Raw genomic sequence first — 8,872 nt, 5'->3', positions numbered from 1 at the left:
TCTATTATTTATTTGATAGTGCCTAAATAGAGAGAATAGGGAAGTGTATAAGCTTTGAAAGTAAAGGATTTTTATTTTGATTTGCCAAAGGAATTAATAGCTCAACATCCTTTAGAAAAAAGAGATGAATCTAAGTTAATGGTTCTAAATAAAAAAAATGGTGAAGTAGAACATAAAGTATTTAAGGATATCATAGATTATTTAAATCCAGGAGACTGTCTTGTGTTAAATGATACAAGAGTTATGCCAGCTAGGCTTTATGGAGCTAAAGAAGGTTCTGGTGGTAAAATGGAGTTTTTACTTCTAAAAAGATATGAAGATGATATATGGGAAACTTTAGTTAAGCCTGGTAAAAGAGGAAAAGTCGGAGCTAAATTTATCTTTGGTAATGGAGAGCTAAAGGCTGAAATAGTAGAAGTTTTAGATAATGGAAATAGAAAAGTAAAATTCTATTATGATGGTATATTTGAAGAAGTATTGGATAGACTTGGAGAGATGCCACTACCACCATATATAGAAGAAAAATTAGAGGATAGAGAAAGATACCAAACGGTTTATTCAAGGGAAGTTGGATCTGCAGCAGCGCCTACAGCTGGATTACACTTTACAGAGGAATTACTTCAGGCTATCAGAGAAAAGGGAATAAGTATTGCCTTTGTTACTCTGCATGTAGGTCTTGGAACCTTTAGACCTGTGAAGGTGGAAGATATTCAAGAGCATGAAATGCATTCTGAGTATTATATTTTAGATAAAAAAAATGCTGAGATAATAAACAATACTAAGAAAAGTGGAAAAAGAGTTATAGCTGTAGGAACAACATCTAATAGGACTCTTGAGAGTATAGCTAATGAAGATGGCGAAGTTAAAGAACAATCAGGATATACTAGTATATTCATATATCCAGGTTATAAGTTCAAAATAGTAGATGCCATAATAACTAATTTCCATTTGCCAGAGTCTACGTTAATAATGCTTATAAGTGCATTTTCAACTAGAGAAATAGTTATGAATGCTTATAAAATTGCAGTAGAAAATAAATATAGATTCTTTAGCTTTGGAGATGCTATGTTTATCCATTAATAGGAAGGACGATGAATAGGTGTATAAATTATTAAAAAAGAGTGGGAAAGTTAGACGTGGGGAATTTGTTACTCCTCATGGTACAATACAGACTCCTGTATTCATGAATGTTGGTACTCTAGCTGCCATAAAGGGAGCAGTATCATCTATGGATTTAAAGGAAATAGGATGCCAGGTAGAATTATCTAATACATATCATCTTCATTTAAGACCAGGAGATGAAGTAGTTAAAAACATGGGAGGACTTCATGAGTTTATGAATTGGGATAGACCGATTCTTACAGATTCAGGTGGTTTTCAAGTATTCTCATTAGCAAGTATGAGAAAAATTAAAGAAGAGGGTGTATATTTTAGCTCTCATATTGATGGTAGAAAAATATTTATGGGACCTGAAGAAAGTATGAGAATTCAAAGTAACCTAGCTTCAACTATTGCTATGGCATTTGATGAATGCATACCAAATCCATCTTCAAGAGAATATGTAGAAAAGTCTGTAGCAAGAACTACTAGATGGCTTGAAAGATGTAAAGCTGAAATGGAAAGATTAAATGCAGATTCTAATACTATAAATAAAAAACAGATGTTATTTGGTATAAATCAAGGTGGAGTTTATGAAGATATTAGAATAGAACATGCTAAAACTATTAGAAAGCTGGATCTTGATGGGTATGCAATTGGGGGATTAGCTGTTGGTGAAACCCATGAAGAAATGTACAGAATTATAGATGCAGTAGTTCCATATCTTCCAGAGGATAAGCCAATATATCTTATGGGAGTTGGAACTCCTGCAAATATATTAGAGGCAGTTTCAAGAGGAGTAGATTTCTTTGATTGTGTATTACCTGCTAGAAATGGAAGGCATGGACATGTGTTTACCAAGTATGGTAAAATAAACATCATGAATGCTAAATATGAGTTAGATAAAAGTCCTATAGATGAAGGTTGTGATTGTCCAGCTTGCAGACATTATACAAGAGGATACATAAGACATTTATTTAAGGCAAAGGAAATGTTAGCAATGAGACTTTGCGTACTTCATAACTTGTATTTCTATAATAAGTTAATGGAAGACATAAGAAATGCAATAGATGGAGACTACTTTGAAGACTTTAAAAATCAAAGACTTTCAGAGTGGGGTATAAAATAATTAGGTATCTATTAATTTAATATATACATAACTAGTGAAAGGAGAGATATTATGCAAAACTTAATGGCGTTTATTCCAATGGTACTTGTATTTGTATTATTTTATTTCATGATTTTCATGCCAGAAAAGAAGAGAAAGAAAGAATATAATAATATGTTAAGCTCTTTAGCAGTAAATGACGAAATTATGACTAAAGGTGGAATCATGGGAAGAATAATAAATATCCAAGAGGATTATGTTATTTTAGAAAGTGGTCCAGATAGAGCGAGAATAAAAATGAGCAAACTTGGTATTGCTTCAGTTACAAAATCAGCTAACGAATCAGTAGAAACCAAGGAATAATCATCATAAATCCCCTTATATAAACATATTAATTAATATAAGGGGGTTTTGGGTATGTATAAAAAGTTTGATTATTCATCTATTGGAGTAGGGGTGCTGAGAGCATCAATTTTGACAGTAATTTGTGTTCTAGTATATTCATTAGTTACATCATATTTGCCATTTAGCAACACAGTTACATCAGTATTTTTAGTTGTAGTTACCTTAGCTAGTGTGGTATATGGAGCTATATATGCTACATTGAAAATGGGAAGTAAAGGATGGCTAGTAGGATTACTAGTAGCAGTATTTTATATGTTAATACTTTATATAGTATCCTTATGCTTTGGAAATAACTTGGCATTAGGAGGAAAAGATGTGCTTAGGTTAATCTTAGCATTAGCGGCAGGATCACTGTCAGGAATGTTAGGAGTGAATCTATAGATATTATTAATTTTAGGAGGAATAGGAATGAAACATATAAAGACTATCAACAAATCTAACATTAAAGAAAGTTTAAAAAAACCAGGTTGTAAAGAGTGTGCTAACTCATGTCAATCAGCTTGCAAAACTTCTTGTACAGTAGCTAATTTAGAGTGTGAAAACTAATCATTTTAAAGGCAGTAACAAAAAGTTACTGCTTTATGCTTAGTTAGGAGGAAAAGAATGGAATTAATTCATAAGTTTAGACAAGGCAATGATTTTTATGTTATAGATGTGAATTCAGGTGCAGTTCATGAAGTGGATGAGCTTGTATATGACATGTTAGACTCAGATAAACTTACAACTAAAGATGAGTTAAAAGAAATATATAAGGGTAAATACTCCAGTGAAGAAATTGATGAAGTATATGAGGAATTACAATCTTTAGTTGATGAAGAAATACTATATTCTAAAGATTTATATGAGAACATAGCAATGATGAGTGGACAAGCAGAAGTAGCTATTAAAGCACTTTGTCTTAATATAATTCATGATTGTAATTTAAAGTGCAAATATTGTTTTGCTGATGAGGGAGAATATAAGGGTTGTAGAAAAACCATGAGTGCGCAAACTGGTAAAGACGCTATAGATTTTGTTATTAAAAACTCAGGGAAAAGAAGAAACATAGAAGTTGACTTATTTGGTGGAGAGCCTCTTATGGCATTTGACATCATAAAGGAAATAGTAGACTATGGTAGAGAACAAGAGAAGATTCATAATAAAAACATTAGATTTACTATGACTACTAATGCTACTCTTTTAAATGATGAAATAATGGACTACTTAGACAAAAACATGGGAAATATAATTTTAAGTATAGATGGTAGGAAAGAAGTCAATGATAAAGTAAGGATAAGGTTTGATGGAAATGGTACCTATGATTCTATATTACCAAAGATAAAGAAAATGGTAGATATAAGAGATAAATCTAAAACTTATTATGTAAGAGGTACTTTTACAAGAGAAAATACAGACTTCTTTGAAGATGTGAAGCATATGGTAGAGCTAGGTTTTGATGAAGTATCTATTGAGCCAGTGGTACTTCCAGAGGAACATGAGCTTTCATTAAGAGAAGAAGATCTTTCTACAATTTTTGATCAATATGATGAGTTATATGAATATATGGTTGAAAAATATGAAGCAGGAAAACCATTTAAATTCTATCACTTTAATGTAGATTTACAAGGTGGTCCATGCATCTATAAGAGAATATCAGGATGTGGAGCTGGACATGAGTATGTAGCAGTTACTCCAGATGGAGAGGTATATCCTTGTCATCAGTTTGTAGGTAATAAAGATTTCCTTATGGGAGATATATATGAAGGGGTTAAAGACTTTTCTATAGTTCAAAACCTTAAGGACGCACATATATATAATAAGCCTACATGTAAAAATTGCTGGGCAAGATTCTACTGTAGTGGAGGATGCCAAGCTAACAACTTTAACTTTAATGGAGATGTCCATGTGCCATATGAATTAGGTTGTAAAATGCAAAAGAAGAGAATAGAGTGTGCTATTGCTTTAAAAGCTAAAACAATGAATAAATAATTGTGCTTTAAAGGATAGAATTAAAGATTCTATCCTAATTTTAAGAAAAAATCAGAAATATGCAGAAAATTAAACTATATATACTTGATTTTATCCATAAAATGCCTGTAAAATAAATAATTAATAGGACATTTAGAAAAATACAATTAAATAACAAGAAAGGGGATAACCATGAAGAAAAAAAGTAGAAAAAGTAGAATTCTAGTTATCATAGCAATAATATTAATAGGTCTTCTTGCATACTGTGGCCTTTATGGAGTGAATTTGGGTAATTATAGAATTAAAACTTTTGAAAGTAACATTGATAAGGGCTTAGACTTAGTAGGAGGAACTTCTCTTTTAATGGAAATAAAGGAGGAGAAGGTAGATCAATCTGTTATAGAGAGAACTATAGAGCTTATTTCTATGAGAATAAATAAAGAAGGAGTAAGTGAAATTCCTATAACTCAGGAAGGTGAAAATAGAATAAGAATAGAAATACCAGGTGAGTTTGATACAGATAAGGTTTTAGAGACAATTGGGAAGACTGGGGAATTGACCTTTGAAGATCCTGATGGCAATGTACTTTTAACAGGTAAAGAAGTTAAAGAAGCAGGATCCTATATTTCACAAGATAATAAGTATATTGTTAGTCTTGAATTGAATGAAGAAGGAACAGAAAAGTTTGCTGAGGCAACTAAGAATTTATTAAATAAAAACATAGCTATAAAGATGGACGGTGAAGTTTTAACTAATCCAACTGTCAATGCTGTTATAACTGATGGAAAGGCAGTTATTGAAGGGATGAGTTCTTTAGAAGAAGCGAATTCTATTGCAAGTATCATAACTTCAGGAGCACTTCCAGTAAAATTAGAAGTAAGCTCAGTTAAAACTGTAGGTCCAACTATTGGAGCTGAGGCTTTATCTCTTAGTAAGAAGGCTGCAATGATTGGGATAGCTTGTATTATATTATTTATGATTGCGTACTATAGAGTACCAGGAATTGTTGCATCTATAGCTATAGTTTTATATGTAAGTTTAGTGCTTATTATATTTGGACAGTTTGGCGTAGTATTAACCTTATCAGGTATTGCTGGATTAATACTTACCATTGGTATGGCTGTTGATGCCAATGTTCTTATATTTGAAAGAACAAAGGAAGAGTTAAAGCTAGGAAAATCTATTAAAACTTCTGTGGAAGCAGGTTATAATAGAGCTCTATCATCAATTTTAGACTCTAACATAACTACAATTATTGCAGCTCTAGTGCTTTACTTCTTAGGTTCGGGTTCCGTAAAAGGTTTTGCTGTAACATTACTTATAGGTATTCTTGTAAGTATATTCACTGCTCTTTTTGTTACCAAGTTCCTACTTAACAATGCTGTAAATGCAGGATGGATAACTAAACCATCACATTTTGGTGTGAAAGGGGGCAAAAACCTTGAATAGCTTTAAAATAATAGAAAAAACAAAAATATGGTTCACTATATCAATTATTATAACTATTATAGGAATTGGTTTTCTGGCAACAAAAGGTTTAAACTATGGTATAGACTTTAAGGGAGGTACATTAATCACCTTAAAGATGAACCAAGAATTCGATAAAAACGATATTAATGAGATAATAGATAAATATGCAAAGGAAAGATATTCTACAAAGGTCGCTGATGAAGGAAAAGAAATAGAAATTATTGTTCAAGAAGGAGTACTAGATGAAGAAAAAACCAATGCTCTTATAGATGAAATAAAAGTGAAGTATTCTTTAGAGGATAGTGCTCTTATAGGAAAAGAAAGTATCGGTGCTACAGTAGGAAATGAGTTAAAGAAGAAGGCTGCATTAGCTCTAGGAGTATCCTCTATTGCTATGCTAATATATATTACTGCTAGATTTGAATTTAGCTATGCAGCAGCAGCCATTATAGCTCTACTTCATGATGTATTTATTACTGTTTCTTTCTATGCTATATTTGGTATACAAGTAAATACACCATTTATAGCAGCTATATTAACTATAGTTGGATATTCTATTAATGATACTATTGTTATATTTGATAGAATAAGAGAAAATGTTAAGAAAAATAGAAGAATGAGTTCAAAAGAAGTTGCTAATATTAGTATCACAGAAACTATGACTAGAAGTATAAACACATCTTTAACAACACTTATAACTATAGTGGCAGTGTATATTTTTGTGCCATCTATAAGAGAATTCTCACTTCCACTTATAGTTGGAATTGCATGTGGAGCATATTCTTCAATATTCATAGCTTCACCAATATGGGTTATAATTAAAAATGCTAAACAAAAAAAGAAAGCTAAATCAATAGCTTAAAATATAAACAATTTTCATGGCGAAAAACATTTTATTATGTTTTTCGCCATTTTTATAATAATTTATTTGTAAAATTGTCAGTTTTAAATTATAATATATTTGTTTTCTATAAATAGATTTCTTAAACTCATAATATGTACAAGTAATATGAGTTTAAGAAATTTTTGTTCAGGAGAATATGATCACTAGAATATAAAATAAGTATATAAAGGATTAAGTAACTACTCATGGAACTAATTTGGAGGAGAGCATATGGAGTATAGTATGAATAGGGAAGAGAATGACCCGTTTCTATTAGGAAATATGAAAATTGCATTAGACAGAATTGTGAGAGCTATCAATGAGAGGGAAAAGATAGTTATATATGGCTATCATGACTTTGATAGCGTATGTGCCATATCTCTTCTTATGTTAGTACTGCGATATGTAAATAGTGATGTAGAGTACTTTATACCAAGTGTATATAGAAATGATAGAAATTTAAATAAAGAAGATATAGAGAATAATTTATTATGTCTTGGAGCAAATTTAATTATAACTGTTGGTTGTGGAGTAAAGTCTAAAGAGGAAATACAGCTTTGCAAAGAAAACAATATAGACATAATTGTAACGGATTATCATAATCACATAGTAGAGGATAATAACTGTATAACCATAAATACATATCAACCTAAGTGCAATTATCCGTTTAAAGATTTTACAGCCTGTTCACTTATATATAAATTCATAGAAGTAATTGCATCTTATTATAAGATAAGTTGCACTCAAAAGTATTTAGATTTAGTAATGATGGGTATAATTACAACAGGGATAGAAATACGAGAAGAAAATAAATGCTTTGTTGAAGAAGGATGTAAAAAATTAAAGGATACGAACAATTATGGAGTTAGAGCTTTGATAAGAGAACATGAACATAATTATGGTGATGGTATTAAGTTCTATGCTGAAGGTATCAGAAGAATCCTGCCAAAAATGATTTCCAAAAATAAATTGGATAATGCAAGAATAATAGTTGAATTATTTACCACTAATGATAGTTATAGAGCAAAACAAATTGCAAAGTACTTATATAAAGAAGTTATCATGAGTTTAGAATAGTTTTTTATATAAATGTACTTAGATATGAATATTTTATGTGATATTGCATTATATATTAAGCTAAAACTTAGTTTTGTAGGAAATATATTCTGTGGAAGATTAGTTTAAATTATTTTATGATTTAGGTACTGTCATCTTTAGTATCTAAAGAGAAGTGGAGTGTTACAGTAGCTAGACATGAGGTAAATGTTAATATATAATTTAACTATATAAGGCATCTTCAAAAAATAAATAAGTCAGAATCCTCATCTATTTTGTGTTATACTGCGTCANNTTTATTTTCAGATGCCTAAAGATGTATTTGGGTGAAGGGTCTAGGAGGAGAAAAAATGAATTTAAAGGATAAAGTTAGGATAATAGAAGGATTTCCAAAGGCAGGTATCAGCTTTAAAGATGTAACAACTTTACTTCAAGATAAAGATGCATTAAGGGAGTCAATAAATGTTATTGCAGAACATTTAAAGGATAAAAACATTGATATAGTAATAGGACCAGAAGCAAGAGGATTCTTATTTGGAGTACCAGTAGCCTATGCCTTAGGAGCTGGGTTTGTACCAGTTAGAAAACCAGGTAAATTGCCTTATGAAACTATACAAACTTCTTATGATTTAGAGTATGGTAGTGATGTGCTAGAAATTCATAAAGATGCTATTAAAAAAGGACAGAGAGTAGCAATTGTTGATGATTTACTTGCTACAGGAGGAACAGTAGCTGCAGTTGCAAAACTTGTTGAAGAATCAGGCGGAGAAGTTGTAGCCATAGATTTTTTAATAGAACTTACAGAGCTTAAAGGCAGAGAAAAAATAGCACAATATGATATTATGTCTGTTATAGACTATCCGTTTTAGAGTTTAACATAAGTCATCTTTAAAAAATAAGTAAGT

At 30.8% G+C, this 8,872-nt stretch carries 10 protein-coding genes; all 10 read left to right on the top strand.

Annotated elements, in window-relative coordinates:
- Positions 1 to 54 precede the first annotated feature (54 nt).
- Complete coding sequence (queA, locus tag B3W71_RS03845; RefSeq protein WP_346887621.1) at positions 55 to 1,080, top strand: tRNA preQ1(34) S-adenosylmethionine ribosyltransferase-isomerase QueA; 1,026 nt, start codon at positions 55 to 57, stop codon at positions 1,078 to 1,080.
- A gap of 19 nt (positions 1,081 to 1,099) precedes the next feature.
- The gene (gene tgt, locus B3W71_RS03840) at positions 1,100 to 2,227 is read left to right on the top strand and encodes a tRNA guanosine(34) transglycosylase Tgt (protein ID WP_346887620.1); all 1,128 of its coding nucleotides are present in this window, start codon (positions 1,100 to 1,102) and stop codon (positions 2,225 to 2,227) included.
- A gap of 51 nt (positions 2,228 to 2,278) precedes the next feature.
- Positions 2,279 to 2,569, top strand: a complete 291-nt coding sequence (gene yajC, locus B3W71_RS03835; protein ID WP_346887619.1) for a preprotein translocase subunit YajC — start codon at positions 2,279 to 2,281, stop codon at positions 2,567 to 2,569.
- Between the two features lie 54 nt (positions 2,570 to 2,623).
- Entirely contained in the window at positions 2,624 to 2,992 is a 369-nt protein-coding gene (locus tag B3W71_RS03830) for a TIGR04086 family membrane protein (protein WP_346887618.1), read from the top strand.
- A gap of 27 nt (positions 2,993 to 3,019) precedes the next feature.
- Positions 3,020 to 3,157 carry a six-cysteine ranthipeptide SCIFF gene (gene scfA, locus B3W71_RS03825; protein WP_035134469.1) on the top strand — a complete coding sequence of 46 codons (138 nt, stop codon included), beginning with the start codon at positions 3,020 to 3,022 and terminating at the stop codon, positions 3,155 to 3,157.
- Between the two features lie 57 nt (positions 3,158 to 3,214).
- The gene (scfB, locus tag B3W71_RS03820; RefSeq protein ID WP_346887617.1) at positions 3,215 to 4,579 is read left to right on the top strand and encodes a thioether cross-link-forming SCIFF peptide maturase; all 1,365 of its coding nucleotides are present in this window, start codon (positions 3,215 to 3,217) and stop codon (positions 4,577 to 4,579) included.
- Between the two features lie 171 nt (positions 4,580 to 4,750).
- A complete protein-coding gene (gene secD / locus B3W71_RS03815; protein ID WP_346887616.1) occupies positions 4,751 to 6,007 on the top strand; it encodes a protein translocase subunit SecD in 1,257 nt (418 codons plus the stop codon).
- Entirely contained in the window at positions 6,000 to 6,890 is an 891-nt protein-coding gene (secF, locus tag B3W71_RS03810; RefSeq protein WP_346887615.1) for a protein translocase subunit SecF, read from the top strand. The genes secD and secF overlap by 8 nt, the downstream gene beginning before the upstream one ends.
- A 252-nt stretch (positions 6,891 to 7,142) precedes the next feature.
- On the top strand, positions 7,143 to 7,988 hold the full coding sequence (locus tag B3W71_RS03805) for a DHH family phosphoesterase (RefSeq protein ID WP_346887614.1): 846 nt from the start codon (positions 7,143 to 7,145) through the stop codon (positions 7,986 to 7,988).
- Between the two features lie 329 nt (positions 7,989 to 8,317).
- Positions 8,318 to 8,836, top strand: coding sequence for an adenine phosphoribosyltransferase (locus tag B3W71_RS03800; RefSeq protein ID WP_346887613.1), 519 nt, complete (start codon positions 8,318 to 8,320; stop codon positions 8,834 to 8,836).
- Positions 8,837 to 8,872 lie beyond the last annotated feature (36 nt).

It is taken from the genome of Clostridium sp. UBA1056 (genome assembly GCA_002316385.1).
Classification (GTDB): Bacteria; Bacillota; Clostridia; order Clostridiales; family Clostridiaceae; genus Clostridium_J.
Note: the sequence above shows the minus strand (reverse complement) of the source record. Positions and strands in the feature narration are given on the sequence as shown.

Coding starts and splice junctions, on each gene's coding strand:
- yajC (WP_346887619.1), top strand. CDS start 2,279: ATGCAAAACTTAATGGCGTTTATTCCAATGGTACTTGTATTTGTATTA.
- B3W71_RS03830 (WP_346887618.1), top strand. CDS start 2,624: ATGTATAAAAAGTTTGATTATTCATCTATTGGAGTAGGGGTGCTGAGA.
- scfA (WP_035134469.1), top strand. CDS start 3,020: ATGAAACATATAAAGACTATCAACAAATCTAACATTAAAGAAAGTTTA.
- scfB (WP_346887617.1), top strand. CDS start 3,215: ATGGAATTAATTCATAAGTTTAGACAAGGCAATGATTTTTATGTTATA.
- secD (WP_346887616.1), top strand. CDS start 4,751: ATGAAGAAAAAAAGTAGAAAAAGTAGAATTCTAGTTATCATAGCAATA.
- B3W71_RS03805 (WP_346887614.1), top strand. CDS start 7,143: ATGGAGTATAGTATGAATAGGGAAGAGAATGACCCGTTTCTATTAGGA.
- B3W71_RS03800 (WP_346887613.1), top strand. CDS start 8,318: ATGAATTTAAAGGATAAAGTTAGGATAATAGAAGGATTTCCAAAGGCA.